At 57.3% G+C, this 22,189-nt stretch carries 21 protein-coding genes and 1 tRNA gene; 7 read left to right on the forward strand and 15 right to left on the reverse strand.

The window, feature by feature from the left end:
* Positions 1–3: 3 nt before the first annotated feature.
* Positions 4–279, reverse strand: a complete 276-nt coding sequence (locus tag ACYQ11_RS17840; RefSeq protein WP_459925171.1) for a hypothetical protein — start codon at positions 277–279, stop codon at positions 4–6.
* Between the two features lie 133 nt (positions 280–412).
* On the reverse strand, positions 413–1,732 hold the full coding sequence (locus ACYQ11_RS17845; protein WP_459925172.1) for a DUF1015 domain-containing protein: 1,320 nt from the start codon (positions 1,730–1,732) through the stop codon (positions 413–415).
* Positions 1,733–2,064: 332 nt separating this feature from the next.
* On the opposite strand from ACYQ11_RS17845, the gene ACYQ11_RS17850 reads away from it, so the two are divergent.
* From ACYQ11_RS17850 to ACYQ11_RS17870, 5 genes are all read left to right on the forward strand, one after another.
* Positions 2,065–2,154: transfer RNA gene (locus ACYQ11_RS17850), tRNA-Ser, on the forward strand.
* 183 nt (positions 2,155–2,337) lie between these two features.
* The gene (dnaX, locus tag ACYQ11_RS17855; protein WP_459925173.1) at positions 2,338–4,062 is read left to right on the forward strand and encodes a DNA polymerase III subunit gamma/tau; all 1,725 of its coding nucleotides are present in this window, start codon (positions 2,338–2,340) and stop codon (positions 4,060–4,062) included.
* Positions 4,063–4,081: 19 nt separating this feature from the next.
* Positions 4,082–4,393, forward strand: a complete 312-nt coding sequence (locus ACYQ11_RS17860; RefSeq protein ID WP_459925192.1) for a YbaB/EbfC family nucleoid-associated protein — start codon at positions 4,082–4,084, stop codon at positions 4,391–4,393.
* Between the two features lies 1 nt (position 4,394).
* Positions 4,395–4,994 (forward strand): recombination mediator RecR, encoded by a 600-nt coding sequence (gene recR, locus ACYQ11_RS17865; RefSeq protein ID WP_459925174.1) that lies wholly within the window; start codon positions 4,395–4,397, stop codon positions 4,992–4,994.
* Positions 4,984–5,418, forward strand: coding sequence for a YkgJ family cysteine cluster protein (locus ACYQ11_RS17870; RefSeq protein ID WP_459925175.1), 435 nt, complete (start codon positions 4,984–4,986; stop codon positions 5,416–5,418). The genes recR and ACYQ11_RS17870 overlap by 11 nt, the downstream gene beginning before the upstream one ends.
* A 15-nt stretch (positions 5,419–5,433) precedes the next feature.
* Here the strand turns inward: ACYQ11_RS17870 and ACYQ11_RS17875 are convergent, their stop codons facing one another.
* Entirely contained in the window at positions 5,434–5,700 is a 267-nt protein-coding gene (locus tag ACYQ11_RS17875; RefSeq protein ID WP_459925176.1) for a hypothetical protein, read from the reverse strand.
* 100 nt (positions 5,701–5,800) lie between these two features.
* Here ACYQ11_RS17875 and murI point away from each other — a divergent pair, with 100 nt between their 5' ends.
* On the forward strand, positions 5,801–6,598 hold the full coding sequence (gene murI / locus ACYQ11_RS17880) for a glutamate racemase (protein WP_459925177.1): 798 nt from the start codon (positions 5,801–5,803) through the stop codon (positions 6,596–6,598).
* Positions 6,599–6,601: 3 nt separating this feature from the next.
* Here murI and ACYQ11_RS17885 read toward each other — a convergent pair whose 3' ends face one another.
* From ACYQ11_RS17885 to ACYQ11_RS17915, 7 genes are all read right to left on the reverse strand, one after another.
* Positions 6,602–7,432, reverse strand: coding sequence for a universal stress protein (locus ACYQ11_RS17885; RefSeq protein ID WP_459925178.1), 831 nt, complete (start codon positions 7,430–7,432; stop codon positions 6,602–6,604).
* 46 nt (positions 7,433–7,478) lie between these two features.
* The gene (locus tag ACYQ11_RS17890; protein ID WP_459925179.1) at positions 7,479–9,206 is read right to left on the reverse strand and encodes a chloride channel protein; all 1,728 of its coding nucleotides are present in this window, start codon (positions 9,204–9,206) and stop codon (positions 7,479–7,481) included.
* On the reverse strand, positions 9,203–9,892 hold the full coding sequence (locus ACYQ11_RS17895) for a PTS sugar transporter subunit IIA (protein WP_459925180.1): 690 nt from the start codon (positions 9,890–9,892) through the stop codon (positions 9,203–9,205). Before ACYQ11_RS17895 ends, ACYQ11_RS17890 begins: the two co-directional genes overlap by 4 nt.
* 219 nt (positions 9,893–10,111) lie before the next feature.
* Positions 10,112–10,933 (reverse strand): OmpA/MotB family protein, encoded by an 822-nt coding sequence (locus ACYQ11_RS17900; protein ID WP_459925181.1) that lies wholly within the window; start codon positions 10,931–10,933, stop codon positions 10,112–10,114.
* Positions 10,934–10,936: 3 nt separating this feature from the next.
* Positions 10,937–11,713, reverse strand: a complete 777-nt coding sequence (locus ACYQ11_RS17905; RefSeq protein ID WP_459925182.1) for a motility protein A — start codon at positions 11,711–11,713, stop codon at positions 10,937–10,939.
* A 7-nt stretch (positions 11,714–11,720) separates the two neighbouring features.
* The gene (locus ACYQ11_RS17910) at positions 11,721–13,067 is read right to left on the reverse strand and encodes an HD domain-containing phosphohydrolase (protein WP_459925183.1); all 1,347 of its coding nucleotides are present in this window, start codon (positions 13,065–13,067) and stop codon (positions 11,721–11,723) included.
* Between the two features lie 263 nt (positions 13,068–13,330).
* Positions 13,331–13,882 (reverse strand): HD domain-containing protein, encoded by a 552-nt coding sequence (locus ACYQ11_RS17915; RefSeq protein ID WP_459925184.1) that lies wholly within the window; start codon positions 13,880–13,882, stop codon positions 13,331–13,333.
* 275 nt (positions 13,883–14,157) lie between these two features.
* Here ACYQ11_RS17915 and ACYQ11_RS17920 point away from each other — a divergent pair, with 275 nt between their 5' ends.
* Positions 14,158–15,333 carry a LysM peptidoglycan-binding domain-containing protein gene (locus ACYQ11_RS17920; RefSeq protein ID WP_459925185.1) on the forward strand — a complete coding sequence of 392 codons (1,176 nt, stop codon included), beginning with the start codon at positions 14,158–14,160 and terminating at the stop codon, positions 15,331–15,333.
* Between the two features lie 84 nt (positions 15,334–15,417).
* On the opposite strand, the gene ACYQ11_RS17925 is transcribed toward ACYQ11_RS17920, so the two are convergent.
* The 5 genes from ACYQ11_RS17925 to ACYQ11_RS17945 form a co-directional block, all read right to left on the reverse strand.
* Positions 15,418–16,419, reverse strand: coding sequence for a tRNA 4-thiouridine(8) synthase ThiI (locus ACYQ11_RS17925; protein ID WP_459925186.1), 1,002 nt, complete (start codon positions 16,417–16,419; stop codon positions 15,418–15,420).
* A 50-nt stretch (positions 16,420–16,469) separates the two neighbouring features.
* Positions 16,470–17,621: a hypothetical protein gene (locus ACYQ11_RS17930; protein ID WP_459925187.1), complete on the reverse strand. Its 1,152-nt coding sequence runs from the start codon at positions 17,619–17,621 to the stop codon at positions 16,470–16,472.
* Between the two features lie 146 nt (positions 17,622–17,767).
* Entirely contained in the window at positions 17,768–19,465 is a 1,698-nt protein-coding gene (locus ACYQ11_RS17935; protein WP_459925188.1) for an ABC1 kinase family protein, read from the reverse strand.
* Positions 19,466–19,480: 15 nt separating this feature from the next.
* Positions 19,481–19,777 carry a phasin family protein gene (locus tag ACYQ11_RS17940; RefSeq protein ID WP_459925189.1) on the reverse strand — a complete coding sequence of 99 codons (297 nt, stop codon included), beginning with the start codon at positions 19,775–19,777 and terminating at the stop codon, positions 19,481–19,483.
* Positions 19,778–19,971: 194 nt separating this feature from the next.
* On the reverse strand, positions 19,972–21,777 hold the full coding sequence (locus ACYQ11_RS17945) for an acyl-CoA dehydrogenase (protein ID WP_459925190.1): 1,806 nt from the start codon (positions 21,775–21,777) through the stop codon (positions 19,972–19,974).
* Positions 21,778–22,189 lie beyond the last annotated feature (412 nt).

The following is a 22,189-nucleotide window of genomic DNA, read 5'->3' on the forward strand; positions in this document are numbered from 1 at the left end:
CGGTCAGTGGAGATACCGCTGGTCCGGCGGATTCACGTCTTCGTAAAAGGTTTTCAGCACCTCATCGGAAAGGGCGGTACCGGGCGTCTCGTCTTTGGAGCGGGTCGCCTCACGGATGCCTTCCAGAAGCATCTGCATGGACACGGGATCGGAGTCGCGATGCCGGGCGGCCGATGTGATTCTGTACAGGCGAAACAGCCCGTAGGCCACCATCGCCGCGCAAAGCAAAAGAAGCGAGAGAACCATCAGATTTGTCGACGGTCCGGGATATGGGCTCATCGCTGCCAACCTTTCTCATCAAGGGGTTCTTGACCAGCGTCATCACGCACTAATGTTTATCGGTCCGCGTCCGGAATAACTTGAATGCAGGGATAAACCGGCCCGTCCGGCGAATCGGGACGGGCCGGATCGATCAGGGCTTCAAGGTATTGAACACCAGCCCGGTGAGTGCCTTGGGGTAAAAATACGTGGTTTTTCGGGGCATGGTCCGGCCGCTTTCCGCCACATCGCGAACCTGGGTCATGCGGGTGGGATTCAAAATAAACCCGGCCTCGCAACGACCCTCGAGCACCGCTTCGACGGCATGGCGATCGTTTTCCGAATAGGTGATCAGCTTCTCCTCATCAAGATCCGTCTGGGTCAGACCCAAAAGATCCAGCAGAACCAGATGCGTCAGCACCGTGACATCCAGGCTTCTGAGGGCCGGGGGAATCTCCGGAAAACGCTGATCCATCACGCCCGCTTTCAGGGAAAGCAGGTAAAAGGTCTGATGCCCTTTGATCAGAGCACCCAGGGTCGTTCGACGGGGATCGGCTAAGAGGGCTTTTCGGAAGGCGTCGAACGCCGGTTCCACATCCCCGTCAATGGGGATCGTCGTCACGTCGAACACCTCGGCGGCTCTGTCTGGAAAGGCCGCAAGGGCCCGGGGATCAACCTGGTTGAGAAGCCGGTGCGTGGGAAAAATGATCAATCCCGGATCTTCCATGCTGGTCAGGTACATCATGATGGCGTTGGCCGGATGGCTGTCTGAAAAGTCGGGATCGGTTTCCCTCAGAAAATCCCTGTAGTTGAGGGCTGTTTCATAGCGATGATGACCGTCGGCGATAAACAGTTTCTTGTCGTTCATCCGCTCCCGGACAAAGCTGATCACGCCGGGATCGACGATTTTCCACAGACGGTGGCGTTCGCCGGCATCATCCACCAGATCGATATCCGGTGCTTTTCCGTCGACCGCCTGTTTCAGGGCGTCCAGAATGCCGCATTGGTCCGAGTAAATGGAAAAAATCTGGCTGAAGTTGGCCTTGCAGATTTTCATCAGGCTTAAACGCTCGGACTTGACCTTGGAAAAGGTCTGTTCATGGGGAAGAATCACCCCCGTGTCGAAGGTTTCCAGCATCACCTGGGTGATCAGGCCGAAACGTGTCACGGCCTTCCCCCCCACGAGAAAGGTCACCGAACTGAGATACAGGGCCGGTTCCAGGTCCCGGTCGAGAACCCCCTCGGCCTGCCAGGCTGAAAAATAGTCTGCGGCCCGGGTGTGCCGATTGTCACCGGGGGTATCCGTATCGAACATCTTCCCGAGAATCAGCCGAACCACGTTTTTGTCATGGCGATCATACAGCACCTGTTGTTTGGCCTCCGAAATCACATCGTAGGGAGGGGCCACCACATCCGCCGGATCGACCTTGTCCTGATTGTATAAGATCCCTCTGAAGGGGACGATTCGCGCCATAATCTTTGTTTCCTAAACACCGATTGAGGTTGATAATGACCGGAGCGCCCTGGTCGATCCGGAGGGGCAAACAACCGAACACATTTCGGAGGGAACCACGCCCTTTCGCCCGAACCGTCCGGTCAGCATCTGATACTAAAATCAAAGGCTATGTTCAAGAAAAAATTCATAAATCAGAGCTTGACAAAGCCGCCCTCGAAAGATATTGTTCATCCCCGTTCGGCACATTCCATGGCCGTCAGGCCGCGGAGCCGGAAATGGTCGGTCCGTTCAGGCCCGGTCAAAGAGATGTTGCCAAACGACCATGAAGCTGGTATATGTTTTTTTCTTGCGGAGAGATGTCCGAGTGGCTGAAGGAGCACGCTTGGAAAGCGTGTGTACTCTAACAGGTACCGAGAGTTCGAATCTCTCTCTCTCCGCCATTTTAAAAACATCCGGTTAGATAAGGTACCGTGACGCGGCTGTGATAAACCCGGATTTCAAGTGAAGTCCGGGTTTTTTTGTCTGAACTGCACCGAGGCCTCTTTAAAGGGTTGCAACCGCCCGCCGGGGGTTTCGTGAAACGGGCCGTCGTGGGTCGCGGCCGGACCCTGAAAGTGGGTAGCATGGCATATCTCGTTCTTGCACGAAAATACAGACCCCAGACCTTTGAAGAGGTGGTGGGCCAGTCCCACGTGACCACCACCCTTGCCAATGCCGTCACCTCCGGACGGGTGGCCCACGCCATTTTGTTTTCGGGCCCCCGGGGCACCGGCAAAACCACCGTGGCCCGAATCCTGGCCAAAACCATCAACTGCCTGGCCAACCGGGAAACCCCCTCGGCCGTGCCCTGCAACACCTGCCGGTCCTGCATGGAAATCACCTCGGGCAGTGCGGTGGACGTGTTCGAAATCGACGGGGCGTCCAACAACAGCGTGGACCAGATCCGGGATCTTCGGGACAACGTCCGTTACATGCCGGCCCACAGCCCCTGCAAGATCTATATCATCGACGAAGTGCACATGCTCAGCCTGGCCGCCTTCAACGCCCTGCTCAAAACCCTGGAGGAGCCTCCGGCCCATGTCAAGTTTCTGTTCGCCACCACCGAGCCCCACAAAATTCCGATCACCATTCTGTCGCGATGCCAACGGCACGACATGCGCCGGGTGGATCTGGACCAGGTCACGGCCCATCTGGCACGGCTGTGCGCCCTTGAAGGGGTGACGGTCGAGGAAAAAAGCCTCTACCTGATGGCCCAGGAGGCGGGCGGGTCGGTTCGGGACGCCCTGAGCCTCCTTGACCAGGTGATCAGCTCGTCCATGGGAGAGGTCAGCCATGACCAGGTTCTGGGAATTCTGGGCACGGTGGACCGGAAAAACATCTTCGACCTGAGCTCGGCCATACTCGAGCGCGACACTCCCAGGGTTCTCGACCTGGTTGACGATATTTACAGCCGCGGCCACGATCTGAAAAAACTCTACGCCAAACTCACCGAACACATGCGGAACCTTCTGGTCGTCAAAATGACGTCGAACAGCGCCCGCCTGGTGGACGTGTCCTCCCATGAACTCGACGAGATGACGCGTCAGGTCCAGCGGGTTTCCCCCGTGTACCTGACCCAGATCGCGGACCTCTTTTTTGCCGAGGAATCCCGGATCCGCTATGCGTCCCAGGCCCGTTTCGCCCTCGAAATGACCCTGGTCAAAATGCTTCAGGTGGAACCGGCACTGTCCATCGACGCCCTGATCGAAAAGCTGGACCGTCTGAAAGACGGACTGAGCGACGATCCATCGCCCCGTTCCCCGCAGGCACCGCCATCGCCCGACCCGGCGGGCGGTTTCAGCGAAAGCCGCACGGGATTCACGCCCCGATCTTCCGGGGGCGCACCGGGAGGGCAGCCTCCGGCCTCGGCCCTGCCGTCCCAACCCACTCCGGCCGACGCTCCTGCACCCGAGAGGCCCCCCGCACCCCAACCCGGGCAGCCGCCGGATCAGACCTGGCATAACTTTCTCGCCTGGTTCACGGGAATCAGACCGGCCCTGGCCGCCTGCCTGTCCCGAAGCCGCCTGACCGAATGGACCGAAAACCGGATCAGCCTGACCGTCGGGGGCAGCAACTTCGACATCCGGCGCATCACCGAGGAGGCGAACCAGGCCCTGCTGACCGAGGCCTGCCGGGAATTCTTCCGCAGTCCGGTCACCCTCAATCTGGTAACCGACTACTCCGAAGCGGACGCCAACCAAAAGAAAAAAGAACGAAACGATCAGCTCAGACAGGAAACCCTGACCCACCCCGTTGTTTCCGAGGCCATCAAGGTCTTCGACGGCAACGTGGACATCACGATACTATAGGAGGACGACCATGAAAGGCATGGGCAACATGGGCAATATGATGAAGCAGGCCCAGAAACTTCAGCAGAAAATGATGAAACTCCAGGAAGAACTGGCCGAACAGACCGTCGAAGCCACGGCCGGCGGCGGCATGGTCAAGGTGGTGGCCAACGGCAAGCAGCAGATTCTGTCGATTGCCATCGAAAAGGAAGTGGTGGATCCCGATGATGTGGACATGCTCCAGGACCTGATCACGGCTGCGGTCAACGACGCCCTGACCAAATCCCAGGAGATGGTGTCCAGCCAGATGGGCAAACTCACAGGCGGTATGAACATTCCCGGATTGATGTAGCATGAACCACTACCCCCGGTCCGTCCTGAACCTGATCGACAGCTTTGCCGGACTCCCCGGCATCGGGAAGAAAACGGCGGAACGGCTGGCGCTTCACGTTCTCCGGGCCCCCCGGAAAGAGGCTGAGCAACTGGCCAGACACATTCTGGACCTGAAGGACAACCTGCGGCTCTGCTCCTGCTGTTTCGCCCTCAGTGAGGACGATCTCTGCCCCGTCTGCAGCCACCCGTCCCGAAACCGGCAGATCATCTGCGTGGTGGAAAAACCGTCGGACATGGCGGCCATCGAACAATCCGGCGCGTACAAAGGGCTGTATCACATCCTTCAGGGGGTGTTGTCGCCCATGGACAACATGGGCCCCCGGGATATCAGGATCAGTGAGCTGATGGGACGTATCCGGAGCGGCACCGTCACCGAAGTGATCCTGGCCACCGGAACCAGCGTGGAAGGAGAATCCACGGCCCATTACATTGCAAGACAGCTGAAATCCTTTCCCGTCAAGGTCACCCGCATCGCATCGGGGGTTCCCATCGGCGGCGATCTGAAATACGTGGATCCGGTTACCCTGAAACGCGCCATGGAGGCCCGACGTGACACCTGACGCTTTGAATCCCGACGAGTTCTTCCAATGCCGTCAATGCGGCGAATGCTGCACCGGCTATGGCGGCACCTACCTGAGTTCCGGAGATATCCGGAAAATCGCCTCCTTTGTCGGCACCGACCCGGACACCTTTGTCCTGGACTACTGCCAGATGTCCGGAAGCCGGCCGGTTCTGCGGGTGGACGACCGGGGAAAATGCGTGTTTTTCGATACAAAAAGGCAATGCACCATCCATCCGGTCAAACCCCGGATGTGCCGGGCCTGGCCCTTTATCGCACCCATCCTGAAGGCGCCGGGCAACTGGGACATCATGGCCCAGGCCTGCCCCGGAATCCGGACCGACGTCTCCCGAAAGCGTCTTGCGGCCTGTGTGATTCAGGAACTCTCGCGACTTGACCGGGACAGGGAAGGCATCGACGACTGATCGTCCGGCTGACTGTCAGCACCAGCGGCGTGAAGGCTGAACCCGGTATTCACCGGACGTGTGATCCGAAACCGTCACAATGCTTTTTTCCCCAAGCACCGACAGCGCCTCCAACAAGACATCGTCAGACCCGTTCCAGGCCGAGCGCAGGGTATCGATGGTCAGGGGCCGGTCCGCATCGGCCAGACCGGTGCAGAGCAGGTAGACGGAAACCGTTTCAACGGGCAGCCCGAGCGTGAAAATACGTTGATCCATCAGGGTCTGACGGTTTTGTTGATCCATGATCATCCTTTCAGTTGTGCATTTGCGTGTTTTGGGTTATGCATGGCATCAGTTGCGCGACGGCAGGCGGGCCGTCATGCAGACTGTTTGATTCATCATTTTGAGTAGTTACCTTATCATGATCGGTATTTTTGACTCAGGCATCGGCGGCCTCACCACGGTCCGGGCCCTGATGGACACCCTCCCCGGCCACGACCTCATCTATTTCGGCGACACGGCCCGAACACCCTACGGCTCCAAAAGCCGGGAAACGGTCATCCGATACGCGATCGAAAACACGGAATTTCTCATCGAACGCGGCGCCACCGTCATCGTCATCGCCTGCAACACCGCATCCAGCGTGGCCACGGAAGTGTTGATGGAAAAATTCCATATCCCGGTCTTTGAGGTGATCACCCCGGCCGTGGAAATGGCCATCCGACAGAGTCCCAGGCACCGGATCGGCGTCATCGGCACCCGGGGCACCGTCAACAGCGGCATCTACGAACGGCTGATCAAAGCCCAGATCCCCGGGGCCTCCGTTTTTTCAACGCCCTGCCCCCTTCTGGTTCCCCTGGTCGAAGAAGGCTGGTTCCATCGCCCCGAGACCCGAATGATCGTCAAAAAGTACCTGCACCCCCTCAAGGTCAGACAGGTGGAGACCCTGATTCTCGGCTGCACCCATTACCCCCTGCTCAAAGCCGTCATTCAGGAGAAAATCGGCAGACGGGTGAGGATTATCGATTCCTCCGTGGCCGTGGCCGACAAGATCAGCCGTTTTTTCATCGATCACCCGGACCTTGACCGTGCCGTCAGCCGGAACGGCAACGCCGACCTGTTCGTGTCGGACATCACCGACCAGTTCGAAAAAACCGCCGGAACCATTCTCAAACGCAAGGTCGTTCTCAACCGGGTCTGACCCCTATCGCTTGACTCTGTATTTCGGTCCCACGATCAACATGTTGTTGGACAGCACCGACTGGACGATCTCCATCTTGCTTTCAAACAGCATGTCCTTGACCAGCCCCCGGCCATAGGCCCCGAGCACCAGAAGACTCCGATGGGACACATGATAGAGATTTTCATCGAACCGTTTCCGGTCACAGACCCGCCAGTTCCGGACCCACTGGTCGCAGGCCGTAGCGAGGCCCGCGTCGGCCACACGGGCCATATAGTCTTTCCTGCCCATGCCTTTTTCCGCCTGGGTGAACAGATCCAGGGGAAAGCCCGTCCGGCGGGCCAGCCTCAGACCCAGTTCCAGGGCCTTGACCGAGTTGGCCGACCCTCCGAAAAACACCGTGATGCTCGTCCACTCCTTGTAGCAGGGACTGGTGACCAGAACCGGAAAATGGGACGACTGAATGATACGCCGCACCCGTGACCCGATATGCCCCAGACTGATCTTGCTCGACAGATCGGAAATGCTTCTGGGGCAGCACATGAAATCAAACTCTGCCGGGACGTCGGGCAGCGTCGATGCCGTGTAGTTTTTCGGAACGAAAAAAACGGGCTCGATCCCCGCTTCCCCGGTCAGTTCCAGGGCATGTTCTTTGGCGGTTTCCGGGGCCGCCAGGTAGGAACCGTCCAGGTCCACCTGAACCACATCGTTCTCGAAATACATCAGAAATTTCGTGTATTCCGGAATATAGATCACCAGTGCCGCTTGGGTCACCGCGCAGAAATACAGGGATTGAAGAAGGGTTTCCCGCCCCAGGGGCGTGTTCCTGAAAATATGAAAAAGTCTGGTTTCCATGGTCTCTTCCTAAGGGTTGCGACACCCCAGGCCCCCAAGGCCCGGATCAGCTGTCGGAGGTCTGAACCATCAGTTCCTTGCGATACTGGTCTAAAAGGGTGGCTTTGGAAATCATGCCCACAAAGCGCTTGTTGGACAAAACCGGCATGCTGAACAGTCCGCGGGCATCCATCACGCGCAAGACGTCCGAAAGATCGTCCCCGGTGTTGGCCGTCCGGACGTTCGTGTCCATGATCTGTTCGACAAACACCGCATCGTACATCATCGAGTCGAACAGGTAGGGCCGGATGTCGTCAAATTTTACCATCCCCAGAAACGTTCCGTCCCGGGGGTCTTCCACGGGAAAATAGTTTCGCCGGGACCGGGTGATCAGATTCACGAATTCCCTCAGGGACATGTCCGGTTTCACCGGGATGCAGTCCGTTTCGAGAAGTTCGCTGATACTCAGATCGGAAAGAACCCGGGCATCGGTTCCCGGCCTCAGAAGCTGCCCCCGCTCGATCAGGTCTTTCATGTAAAACGAAGCCGGTTCAAAGTAATAGCAGAGGGTGGCCGACAGAGCCGAGGTCAGGATCAGGGGCAGAATCACCTCATACCCCCCGGTGATTTCGACGATCAGGAAAATCCCGGTCAGCGGGGCCTGGAGGATGCCGCCGATAAATCCCGCCATGCCCAGGAGGGCGTAACAGCCTTCACCCACAAAGGGGACCGAGGGAAACAGAGCCGCAAGGCCCCGATGGTAGGAAAGCCCGGCAAAACTCCCCACCACCAGGCTGGGGGCGAAAATACCGCCCGATCCCCCCCATCCCAGGGTCAGGGAGGTCGCCAGAACCTTGGCCAGACAGGCCGTCACGGCCAGGGTCATGCCTTCCCGGTATACGCCCTCGATCATATCCCGGATGGCATGGTACCCCTCACCCAGCACATCGGGAACAAAAAACCCGAGGGCCCCCACCGCACAGCCGCCCAGGGCGGCCTTGACCCACAGGGGAAGACGCACGCCGCCTGAAACATGATGCATCCGCCGCACCAGCCGGGTCAGAAGCACGGACAAAAGGGCCGTGACCACGGCCAGCCCCACACAGGCGACAATATCATGGAAGGCGATATGAAACCGATGATGGCTGAAAGCGATCTGATTGCCGGACAGAAGGCGACTGACCTCGGTGCCCGCCACCGAGGCCACGGCGATGGGAACGATATTGACCGTGGACCATCGGCCCAGAATCACCTCGAGGACAAAGACCAGTCCCGCGATGGGAGCGTTAAAGATCGATGAAATGGCCCCGGCGGCCCCGCAGCCGACCAGAGTCACCCGCTGACGATCGTTAAAGGAAAAAAAACGGGCGATGTTGGAACCGATGGATGCCCCGCTCATCACCACCGGCGCTTCGGGACCGGCCGACCCGCCGCTGCCGATGGTCAGGCAGCTGGATACCAGCCGTGAAAAGCTTGAACGCAGACGAATGAGACCGCCGTAACGGGACACGGCGTAGATCACCTCCGGAACGCCGTGACCGGCGCCCTCGTTGACGATTTTCGATAGAAACAGAGAGGACAGGGCCGCCCCGGCCGCCGGCAGAACAATGGCCCAGCCACAAGCCCGGTAAGGATGGAAGGCGTCGAGCATGAACACCAGCCCGCGGTTGAGCAGAAAGGCCGCCAGGCCGCTCAGAATGCCGACGAACATGCCGGTAACGATCAGCAAAAGCCGGTCGTCAAGCCGGAACACGGGCCAACGCGCGGGCAGTCTCAAGGCCGGCCGCCGTTTCATTGACCGGCCTTGTCCAGACGGCGTTCAAACGCAAGGACCTGCTCGAGGAGCACGTCTTCGGCGGGAAAACCGTGCAGCAGATTCACAAAATCGTCATCGCGAAGGCAGTATGAAATCCGTGACAGGAGATGGAGGTGGGCCTGAACCGTGGGGGCCACCAGAACGAACATCACCGACACGGGCCTGCCGTCCAGGGACTTGAAATCAATGGGCCGGTCAAGAAAGCACACCGCGATCAGGGGGGGACGAGAATGACCTGAAAGGGGGCTTCGCGGATGGGGAATGGCCACCCCCTTGCCGATGCCCGTGGACACCAGATTCTCCCTCTCGATCAGCTTGGACAGGAGCAGCGACCGGTCTTCATCGGTAAACCCGGGGATACGGGACACGGCATCTTCTAAAACCCCGTGGGCCGTTGATCCGCCGACCGTTGCGTGGACCCCGCCCCGCCTGATCGCGTGAAAAAGGCTTTCCTCGGCACCGGCGTCGGACGCGGTGTTTGAGGGCGTTTCCGTCAGGGTAAAACGGATCTCATGTTTTTCCGCCCACTTTTCAAGAACCACGCGCTTGAACACGCACTGGTTTCCGGTTTTCCGTGCCGGGATGCGCCCCTGCCTGATCCACCGTTCGACGGTGTACACCGGAAGCTTCAGACAGTCCGCCAGCTCCGTCAATTCCAGTTTCATGTCATACCCCCTGCCTGTCCCTATCACCCTCTGGGACCACCATGAAAGCCCGCAAAAAAACAAAGGTGGCATGTTACACAGATGAGCATGTAAAATCAATATCTTTCTTGATAAAATCAAGGGTCACTGCCATGATGTTTCAGGCAATAAAAAACGCCCTGACAGGTTCCCGGCAGGACGTTTTTCACTGAAGGCGTCCGTGGGGAGAATGAAGCCCCCCTATCTTCCCCCTTTGAGCGTCCTTGCGATGTTTCCACGTTCGTAGACGATTTCGACCCGGCGGTTCTTGGCCCGACCGGCGGCGGTCTTGTTGTCGGCCGCGGGACGGAATTCCGCATAACCCTGGGCCGACAGCAGGCCGGGATCGATACCCTGACTGATGAGAAAACGGACCACGTCACTGGCCCGGTTGGCAGACAGCTCCCAGTTGGAAGCGAACTTTTCCGTTCGAATGGGGACGTTGTCCGTATGGCCGGCCACCTTGATCGGATAGGAGAACTGGGCGAGAACCTTGGCGATTTTGGACATGATTTCGAGACCGCCCGGTGAAATGGCCGATTCCCCCGGCTGAAAAAGGACCATGTCCGCAATGGTGATCACGGCGCCGTCATCGGTTTCCTCGACCTTGACCTTGCCCCCCAGCTTGTTGAACATCACCAGCTCCTTCACGTCGCTGACGATTTCCTCCACCTCTTTCTGGACCATGCCGCCGAGTTCGTCCATGGCGTTGTCCTGCCGTTCCTGCTTGGCGTCCGGCACGGGCTGGGTCATCATGACCAGGCCCTCCCGGGTGCCCGTCTCGGGAATCTGCTGGACACCCAGGGCGCTTTTCATCGACTCGATCAGTTCCTTGAAGGTTTCCTCCTGAATGGTGCTCATGGCGAACAAAAGGACAAAGAAGCACATCAGAAGCGTCACCAGGTCTGAAAAGGTACACATCCATTCCGGGGCGCCGCCTCCGCCTTGGTCTTCGGCAATGGGCGAGGGCCTCGACAGGCTGATCCACTGCGCCTCATCGGAACGGTCCAGATCGTCGGCCATGGTCTATTGCCCTCCTTCCTTGGGGGCCTCGGGCTGGGGATTGCCGCTGAGATAGACGTTCAGCTTGTCTTCCATCAGCCGGGGATGCTCCCCTTCCCGGATGGACACCACCCCTTCGAACAGCAGGGTCATGTTCATGATCTCTTCTTCACTTCTCAGTTTCAGCTTGTCGGCCATGGGGATGAAAAACAGGTTGGCCATGACGGCACCATAAAACGTGGTGATCATGGCCACGGCCATTTTGGGGCCGATGGAGGAGGGGTCATCCAGGTTGGCCAGCATCTGAACCAGACCGATGAGGGTCCCCACCATGCCGAAGGCCGGAGCGTAGGCGCCCATGGATTTGAGTACCGAATACCCGATTTTATGGTCCCGGGCCGTCAGTTCCATCCGTTTGTTCATCACCGCGGCGATATCCGAGGTCTTGACCCCGTCCACCGTCATCTGGAGGGCCTGCCTCAGGTAGGGGTCGCCGGTGCTTTTGATGTCGCCCTCGATGGACAAAAGACCGCCCTTTCGGGCCTTGTTGGAAATCTCAACCAGGGTCTTGATCAGGGTCTCGGGCTTTTCGATCTTGAACATGAACACCTTGACCGTGGTCTTGAAGACACCCAAAAAATCATTGAGAGGGTAGGCGATCATGGCTGAGGCCAGGGTTCCGCCCACCACGATCATCACCGAGGGCAGGTTCCAGAACAGCAGAAGACTGCTTCCCAGAAGAATGGTTATCGCAACAAAGGCCGTTCCCGCCAGAGCACCGATTAAAGAGGCAATATCCATGGTTCGTCTATCCCTTTACAAAGACCGTCTCGTCAAGAAGATCGATTTTGTTGTACCGTGCCAGCTGATTGATGGTGTCTTCGGTGAGCACCGTGTTTTCCGACAGAAGTTTGGCCCCCTTGGCCGTGTACAGACCGGCGGCCAGGGTCATGCCCGGTTTGACCTCGTACAGACGAAGTTCAACGGTGTTGCGGGTTTCATCCGGCACGTGGCGATTGACAAACCGCCGCAGGGTTCCCATGACCGAAGCGTCAAGCACCACGCCGATCAGGGCGTCCAGAGCGTCCAGGGCCTCGGAAACCGTCATGCCCCCGCCCCGGTTGACCAGGTTGTCGTACAGGTTGACCGCCGCGATGATCCGGGAACCCAAAGGAATCCGATCCTTGACAAGGCCGTCGGGGAATCCTTCGCCGTTGACCTGTTCATGGATGTGGCGGATCATCCGGGCCACGCGTTCGAGCCCGGTGAACCGCCGGAGCATGTCCGACCCGACCACCGGATGAAGGGCCAGAAGATCCTTCTCGGCCGGGGTATAGTCCTGGGGACGTTTGAGCGCCAGCGACTCGGGAATACTCAGGCGGCCCAGCTCATGAAGACGGGCCGCACTGTGAATATCCTCGATCTGATCATCGGGAAGACCCATCATCCGGGCCATGGACGCCGCCGTCTCGGCCACGGCCGTGCTGTGTCCCCGGTGATACTGGGGCCTGTCCTCGATCAGCCGGGACAAAAGATCGATCAGGGCCCGGCGATCCTGGGCCAGACACCCTTCCAGGCGCTCAATTTCGCGACCGCTGCTCTCCCGTTCATCGGCCATCAGCGCCACCTGACGGAGGGCGCCGTTCAGGGCGTCTTTTTCCTTGGCCAGATAGGCCCGGGTGTCTTCAAGCTCTCGCCGGAGACGGTCCGAATCCCCGTCCGAAGGCGGCACATCGTCCGTCGCACCGTCACGGGAAAATCGCCGGGATTTCATCATGGCGTTGATCCGGGCGAAAAGTTCCTCCCGTGAAAAGGGTTTCATCAGGTATTCATCGGCCCCCGCCTGAAATCCCGCAACAATGTCTCCGGACTCCAGGTCCATGCCGGTGACCAGCATGAGCACGACGTCCCTGAGCGACGATTCGCTTCGAACGTGCCGGCAGAAGTCCAGCCCGTTCATGCCGGGAAGGATCACGTCGCAGATGATCAGAGCGGGCAGAAGGTCCCGGGCCAGGTCAAGTCCTTCTTCGGCGCTTCCCGCCGTGGACAGCTCGTAATCGGAATCTTCGAAGAAACAGTGATAGATGGCGACCAGATCCGGATCGTCGTCGATATAGAGAACCCGGGTCCGGTCCTTGTTGGGGCGTTGTTCCATGAACATCTCCTCGATACCGCTCCGGGGTCATGGGCAGTCGGCCGATCCCTGTGGCGACGGGTCCCGGCGGTTCCGCCGGCGTCGGCCGTCATGCGTGATCCCCATGGGTTTCATTCAACGGATGGTGACGGTATGCGAAAAATGCCGAACGTCAAAGGCCTGAGCCGAACGGCCCGGCGCGGAACCGTTTCGTTCCGCCCGGCCCACGGCATCATCGGAACAAAAAAACAAAATTTGTCATAAAAATAAAATATTTAGCCCTATCAGTCAACATAATTCTTCTTCCACCATTCATCCCAGTTAGTGGTGACAATACTTTCGGCGATTTGTTTTCCCGTTTCGGTCTGAAGCCGGTCCATCACGATGGGCAGCCAGGTTTCCGGCCCCTTGCGACCGGTGTCGGCCAGGGTTTTCAGCTCAAGGATAAAAGACAACTGGTCCGCGTCCCGGGCCAGCTTCGCCTCCCTCGTCCTCGACGCGTTGAACTCGTCGATCAGCTCCCGGATGGCGGAACCGAAAGGGATATGGCGAATCAGATCATTCACCGCTTTAGTCTCATCGACCGTTACGTATTTTTTCTGAACATAATTCATGTCGCCGGTCCGTGCTTCGGGCAGGTCGTGCATCAGACACATGCTGATCAGCCGGCCCCGATCCACCTCCGGCTCCATGGATGCCATGACATAGGCGATAAAGGTGATCATAAACGAATGTTCGGCCACCGATTCGCGTCCCGAACCCAGAAAATGATACCCCGACCGGGGTATTTCCTTGAGCATTTTTGCTTCGAAAAGAAGATTGGCAATATTGTCCATGGCGTGTTCCCGGTCTGAGCGTCAACGGAATCTAACGGTATTTCGGCCGGAAAGGACAGGGACTTGAGCCCTTTTCGGCCTTCGGACTTCAGGCATATTCGAAGAGCGGTCTTTTTGCAACCGTAATCATCGGTCGCCCGCCACGGACTATCTTGGGGTCATTGCTTCCCCCGCCATTGAAAACCTTGACAAATCAACAAAGTACGGGTTATAGATGATGCATTATCATTGCCTGGTCCTTTTTCCATATTAACCAACACACACTGGGGCGCCTGATGAACACCACAATAAAATCATTTTCGTTAGTTATTTTCTGCACGCTGTTCCTTGTTTCGAGTTTTACTCCCTGCTTTGCCGAAACCGCAAACGACGAAGGCTCTCCCGAACTCAACAGCGAATCGGCGATCTATTACACCGTGAAAAAGGGAGATACCCTCTGGGACCTGTCCCAGCGATTCAACAACAGCGCCTGGAAATGGCCGGGCATGTGGGGTGACAACCAGCAGCTGACCAATCCCCACCGGATCTACCCCGGCCAGAAAATCAAGCTGTTCTTCCGGAGTGATATCGATCAGATCAAAAAGCTCGAACAGGCCGTCGAAGAAGACACGGCGGTGGTGGAGCCCGAAGAAACGGATAAAACCGTGGAAGCCGTCGACGCCGTGGTCATTGACGACACGGCCGAAAGCACCGAAGAAAAACCCTCGGATATCCGGCTGCCCTTCTACCATTACTCCAAAATCGGCGGCGTCGGGTTCATGCGGCCCAAACCGGCGGAATCCCATGGCTACATCTTCAAGCTCAAAGGCCCCGAACGCCTGATGATCAGCAAGGGCGACGAGGTCTTCATCACGGAAGACAACGACAAGGAACTGGTACCGGGAGCCAAGTATTTCATCTATCGCCTGAAGGACGCCGCAGACATCAAGGAAAAAATCGAAAACGATGCGCGGCTTCACAACCTTGAGAAAAAAGCGAAAAAAACCCGGGTCGGCCACCAGCATTACATCACCGGGATCGTCCAGATCACCGGCAAGCAATCCGGTTACGCCGTGGGCACCATCGTTCAGTCCTACCGGACCATCTACCTGAACGACCTGGTCATTCCCTACATCTACCGGTCACCGGACATCACCCTGTCGGCCAGCGTCGAAGGCCTGACCGGTACCATCATCTGTTCCGAAGAAGATGAGGGCCTGATGGGCGACGACAAGGTCGCCTTCATCGACAAGGGCGCCAACGACGGCGTAAAACCGGGCCAGATGTACAACGTCTTCTATCCCGAAGAAAAAGCCTCGGCCGAACTGATCGGCGGCAAGAAGCTGTTCGTTCCGGTGGATTTCGCCTCCATCCTTGTCCTTCACACCGAGGACACCACCTCAACGGTCCTGATCACCAGCGCCTATCAGGGCGTCAGTTCCGGCGACACCTGGCATTATCCCCAGGAATAGAACCATCACGCCCCTGCAACGTCAAGCGGCCATCTCCGGACTGTCGGAGATGGCCGCTTTTTTTCGTAGAGGCGCGTGCCCGTATCAGCCCAGCATCATGGGCTTCACCTGATCGGACGCCATGGCGGTCACCGTCAGCGTCTCCACCCGTCCTCCCGGCCACCGGACGCGAACCTCGGCCTCCTGACCGGCGGGAATCCGGGTATATCCGGCCCCGACGGCCGCCGCCACGGCCAGACTCTGCCGGTCCGCATGGACCGGAACGAGAATCACCGGACTGCCCACCCCCCTGACATCCAGAACGGCATAGGCGGCCGGGTCGTAATGGCTGAGAATCGACTGATTGTCTCCCCGGGTTTTTCCGACGATAATTTTCACCGAGGGATTCAGACGGATATGACGGCCAAACTGAAGCAGATGCAGATCGCCGATGCCGAAGGGCGTGTCGTGGTCGAACAGATCCTTCAACCGGATCGAATAATTTTTATCCGTCAAAAGACAGCCGCCCGCCGGTGAGGGGTAGTCGGTGAGCCCAAGTTCGGCGGCCAGTTGAATCTGGGGTTTTCTGGATCGTCCGGAGAAATCCATCAGTCGTTCCCGGTCCACCAGTCCCAGCTTTTCCACCTCGGTTTCCGGAAGAATCCGGGCAGACAGGGGACGGAGAATCATGCCGTCAAACCCCGATTTTTTTTCCACATACCGGAGGGCCTGCTTGGTCTGGGAAAGCGGCCGCTGGCCGGCCACCTCCCCGCTGAACAAAAAATCATACCCCGAATCCGCCATCATGTCGCCGGCCAGACGAAACATCAGCGCATGGCAGTCCCGGCAGGGATTCATGTGCTTCCCGTAGCCCAGCGGAGGATCCTTGAGCATGGCCAGATAGGTGTCGGTGATATCCATCGTGATCAGGGGGATACCGGTGCGACGCGACGCCTTCCGGGATTTGTCCGCATTGAAAAAGGGGGTCTCAAAACTCAGCCATGTGACATCGATCCCCTGATGCTTCAAAACCAGACCGGCAAGAATACTGTCCAGGCCGCCGGAGCACAATCCCAGGGCGCGAACCTGTTTTTCATTATCTTTCATGAACCTCTTTCCATCGTTGGGGTCATTGGGGATACGGCATGAAGAAAAAATCAGAACACCACCCCGTCCGATAAGCCGGACGGCCCCAGGGCCACGTCACCCGTTTTTTCATCACGGGTGATCATGTGTTTGACATGGTCCACAATGAGGGTGGCGCTCATTTCCATGGGACTCAGGGAATCGACGTAGCGGGCCGCCGCCTCGGCCGACCTGAGATAACGGGGACAGCCGGACAGCGAGGCGCACTTGCCCTGAAGAAACGCCAGGTACTCCTCCATTTTCGACTTCAACTCCGAATCGGAAAGACCCGTATACCCCGTACAGATGTCTGCCAGCTGATCCGGAGACGGGAAATCGTCGGCTTCCATAACCTGTCGAAACATCTCGGCAAAACGCAGCAAGCCCTGGTGCACATGATGATCCCCGGCCATGTTCTTTCCGGCCCACCCCGCCCGGAGCCATTTGAACGTGGCGCAGCGCAGCCGGTCGGCAGAACCGGGGCTCTCCATGTAAACGGATACCGAAAACGAATCGTATACGTAGGACTTCACCCAGCCCAGGCCCCGGGCGGTCAGGCCCTTTTCACCCGAATAAAAAAAATCGAGTTCCTGTTCCCTGCCCAGAATATACCCTTTCCTGCCCACATCGGACACATCCTTTTGCTTGAGAATGGACAACAGGACCCTGCGCCCCTTGTACGGCATGAGAATTACGGTGCGATAGGAGTCGTAGCCGTAGTAGGCACCGGTATGGGGATCGGGTGTGTTCTGCATGTAATAGACGCTGCGGATCACCACGGGTTCGACAAGACCCGGCAGACGGCGTTCCAGATGAGCGAGCTCGGACGGAGCCGAAAGATCGTGAAGGCTCTTCCAGGCGGACAGCCGGATCATCGACGGCATCACGGCGCAGGAGGGAATACGGGGATTGTAGCAGTAGCGGATCAGCCGGGCCATATCCGACCGGAACTCAAAGGCGTGATACGCCGATGCGGCACGGTCGAGCCCGCCCCGGAAAAGGGGTTCTTCCGCAAAGCCGTCGGAATCCACATGATCGAGAAGAAGGCGAATCTTTTCGGGATCAAAGGGTTCCGGGCTCTCGCCCACCAGGGCCCTCAAATGGGCAAACCCATCAAGGGGCAATCGGCCGGCGCAGGGTTCACCCAGGACCGGAATCGAACAGCAGACAAAAAAAACACACACAAGGGCGCCAAGGCACCTCTTACAGACATCAATCATCATCAAACGAGACAAACCGGTTTTGAATGAATATCAATAGTTCCCAATTATTTTTTCGGGATTTATAACAGAATTGAGCACAAAATCAAACCATGAATGAGCGGGGGCCCTCAGAGCATCCCTTTTTTCAAGATGGCGATCAACAGCCAGACGCCGAAGACGGCGGCTGCGGAAAAGCCGATCATGCCCACCAGAGAGACCCCGTAAAAGAGGGGTGGGGTTTTGAAGGCCAGAAGCAGGGCCGATCCGATGATCAGAGCGCCGATGATGATGGCAAACGACACGCGGTTGCTCACCTGGTCATGGGTTCTCAGAAAATCGGACAGCCCCTTGATTTCAACATTCACGGTCAGTTTGTTCTGCCGGGTGTTCCGGGCCACCTGCAGGATTTCCCGGGGCAGGTCCTGAAACACCGTAAAGGAGTCGGCCAGGACGGCCAGAACCCCTTCGGTGATTTTACGCGGTGAGTAACGCGACATTTTGGCCCGTTTCACAAAGGGTTCGGCGTGGGCGATCATGTCAAACCCCGGATCCAGAAGCCGGGCAATGCCTTCCACGGCGGCAAAGGCCTTCATCATCAGAAAAATCACCGGAGGCACCCGGACCCGGTTCCGGGTGGCGATATCCAGAAAATCCTGAAGCAGACGGGCCACATCGATATCCTTGAGGGATTTGAACAGATGGCGCCCCATGAAATCCTCGATTTCCTTTTCGAATATCCGAAGATCCGGTTCCTCGTCGTATTCACCGAGTTCCAGCAGCAACCTGGCGGAGCGGGCCGGATCACGTCGGGCCACGCTCTCCAGAATATCGACGAACAGATCGCGCCGCCTTCGGTCCACGCATCCGGTCATGCCGAAATCGATGGGGCAAATCACGTTTCCGGGCAGGACAAACACATTGCCCGGATGGGGGTCGGCATGAAAAAAACCGAACTCGAACACCTGACGCATGATGAAATCCGCGCCCCGGGCCGTTATCGTCTTCCGATCCAGGCCGGCCTCATCCAACCGGCCCACATCAGAGACCTTGATGCCCTGAATAAACTCCAGGGTCAGCACCCGTGAGCCCGAATAGTCCGGATAAAATTTGGGGATATACACGGTGCGATCCCTCAGGAACTGAACCGCCGTCCGCTCCAGGCTCGATGCTTCGATACCGTAGTCGAGTTCACGCTCCAGGGTCCTGGCAAATTCCTCGACCACCTGCACGGGACGCTGAAACGCCAGCTCTTCCACATGACGTTCCATCAGTGTGGCCAGGTGAAGCATGATTTCAAGATCCACCTCGACGACCTTGCGGATCCGGGGGCGCTGCACCTTCACCGCCACCACGTCGCCGTCGGGGAGAACGGCCCGGTGAACCTGACCGATGGAGGCCGAAGCCAGCGGGCGTTCATCGATGGATGCAAAAAGCGATTCGACGGTCTCCCCAAGCTGATGCTCGATAATGTGACACGCCTCCTCAAAGGGGAAAGGAGGGACTTCGTCCTGGAGTTTTTCAAACTCCTCGATCACGTCGGCGGGGATAATATCGGGGCGGGTGGACAGAATCTGGGCGAATTTGATAAACGTCGGTCCCAGTTCTTCGAACAGAAGCCTGATCCGCACGGCCCGGCTGAGCTTTTCCACATTGTCCCGTTTTTTTCGGGAGATCATCTGGAGACCGATTTCCAGATACTGATCGATGCGAAGGCGTTCAACCACGTCATCGAAACCGTAACGAAACACGATGGCCAGAACCTGGCGATAGCGGTTGAAATGGCGGTAAGTCCGCCCGATCACACCGATTTTTCGGATGCTTACCATCTACGGGACGATCCCCTACTTACCGGCTTTCTTGAGTTTTTCAACCTCTTTTTTCAGGGCATCAAGTTCTTTCTTACTGGCGATGTCGGCCTTGGACATGTAATCGGCAATGCCGTCCCTGATCTGTTTTTCCATATCCTTGCGGGCGTCCTCGTATCGTTTCATCATGTCATCGATAAATTTCCGGCCCTCATCCTCACTCATCTTGCTTTTGTTGATCATTTCGCGTGTGAATTCCTCGATTTCCGACTGGGTCTTGAGGGCCATCCCCAGTCCCGTCATCATGGCTTTTTTCATGAATTCCAATGGCATGGTTCACTCCTTTGTTCTGATAAATCGGCGGGTTGAATAATCGACTCGGGGCGTCTGTCTCCCCCTTATGGCCGGAAATGGCTTATCTTAGAAGGTTTTTGTCCTGAACGCAAAGAAAAAAGGGGAACGCGGTCCCATGGGCCGTGTTCCCCCGAATGATCGTTATGATGAACCCGAACGATCCCTACGTCGTCTTACTTGCTGCCGAACGCCTCCTCACTCATCTCGTTGACCGCGCCGTTCATGTTCGTGATGGCGTTCAGGCGGCCTTCGGTCACGAAAAGAGTGTTGTTGACGAAATATTCACAGGTCTTGACCTGGCCTTCATAGAACGGAATATCCTTCTTTTTCGCTCCGCCTGAGATGGCATTCTGGGCGGTCTGGGCGCGCCAGAGCAGCATCCAGGCCATGGTCAGATCACCGGTGACCGTCAACAGGGGATGAGACTGGGCAAAGGCGTTGAGAACCTTGTCGCTCATGGCTGCCTGGGCAATGGTGCCGACCACTTCGGTGTATTTGGTGTAAACCGCTTCGACCCGCGCGGCAAGAGCTTCAAGACCCGCCGTCTGTTTGGCCTGGTCGATACTGGCCTTGATACGGCCGAGGAAGCCCATGAAGGGCTTACCCTTGTTCATACCGACTTTCCGTCCGAGAAGGTCCATGGACTGAATGCCGTTGGTCCCCTCATAGATCTGGAAAATACGGCTGTCGCGCAGCAGCTGTTCCACCGGGAAATCCTTGCAGTAGCCGTAACCGCCGTAAACCTGAACACCATGACTGCACACCTCGTTGGCCTTGTCGGTGATGTAACCCTTGATGATCGGGGTCAGGATCTCCAGAAGTTGGCTGTACTCTTCCTTGATTTCGGGCGTTTCGGCCGTTTTCACCGTGTCGTGGCAGATCCCGGAGAAGTAGATCAGGCTGCGCATACCGTCGACCAGAGATTTCATTTCAAGCAGTTGACGGCGAACATCGGGATGCTGAATGATGGGAACGCCGCCGTCTTTGGGTTTGAGCATGTTGGCGCCCTGAATCCGTTCCCGGGCATAGGCCAGGGCATGCATGTAGGATGTGGTGGCCACGGAAAAGCCCTGAAGCCCCACCAGCTGACGCGCGTCGTTCATCATGATGAACATGGAGCTCATCCCCTTGTTTTCCTGACCGAGCAGAGTACCGATGCATTTGCCGGCGCCGCCTAGGGTCAATGAACAGGTGGCACTGCCGTTGATGCCCATCTTGTGCTCGATACCGGTGCAGACCACGTCGTTGAACTCGCCCAGGCTGCCGTCGGGATTCACGCGGTATTTGGGCACCAGGAACAGGGAGATACCGCGGGTCCCGGCCGGTGCGCCTTCGATGCGGGCCAGAACGGGATGCACGATGTTGGCCGTCATGTTCTGCTCACCACCGGAGATGAAAATCTTGTTGCCGGAAATGTTGTAAGTCCCGTCGGCATTTTTCGTAGCCACGGTTTCAAGGGCGCCCACGTCTGAACCGGCACAGGCTTCGGTCAGCAGCATGGTGCCGGCCCATTCGCCGGAGTAGAGTTTCTTGAGATACAGATTTTTCTGCTCTTCGGTGCCGATTTCCTCAATCATCTTGGCAGCGCCGTGGGTCAGGCCGTGATAGAGCATAAAGGCCACATTGGCGCCCTGAAAGTATTCGCTGGCGGCCAGGGCCACGGTCTTGGGCATGCCGCCCCCGCCCCATTTGGGATCATCGCTCATGCCCAGCCATTCGCCTTCCATAAACAGGTCCCAGGGACGTTTGAAACATTCGGGAACCGTCACCTGACCGCCTGAGAAGGTACATCCCTCGTCACTGGGTTTCTGGGTGGGCATGATTTCCTTGATGGCCAGAGAACGGGCTTCGGAAACGATCATATCCACCGTTTTCCGGTTGAAATCGGCGAATATTTCCTTTTCCGTCAACTGGGTCACGTTCAGTTGTTCATGAAGAACAAAATCCACATCTCTACGATCCGCAATCGGCTGTGCCATAATTCTTCTTCCTTTTTCTTTAAAATTAATCCTGTGTGTAATATAAAAATTAAGAAAAAATCATTTCTTGAATATATCCGTCACACCAAACCACCAGACTTTAAGAACCCGTTATATTAAAATATAGACCAATGCTTGTCAAGCCTGGGAAATCATTCCAATGGGGACAGTCAAATTATATACCAAAGTCGTCCGTACCGACCCCACATCCCTTCCCCATCCAAGATGGACACGCCGCATAAACCCAAATTCGTCATCAGCGCATTCCTTTTGAACCGAAACGCCCAAAAACGTCCTCCTCGAGCCGTTTCCCGCTCGTGCCGGTACAAAAAAGAAACAGCTATCCTGTCCTTTTTCGAAAGGCGTGTCGGTATGACGTCCATCTTTGGCAGGGATTGATCAGGTACTCAGG

The organism is Desulfatiferula olefinivorans (genome assembly GCF_054657895.1).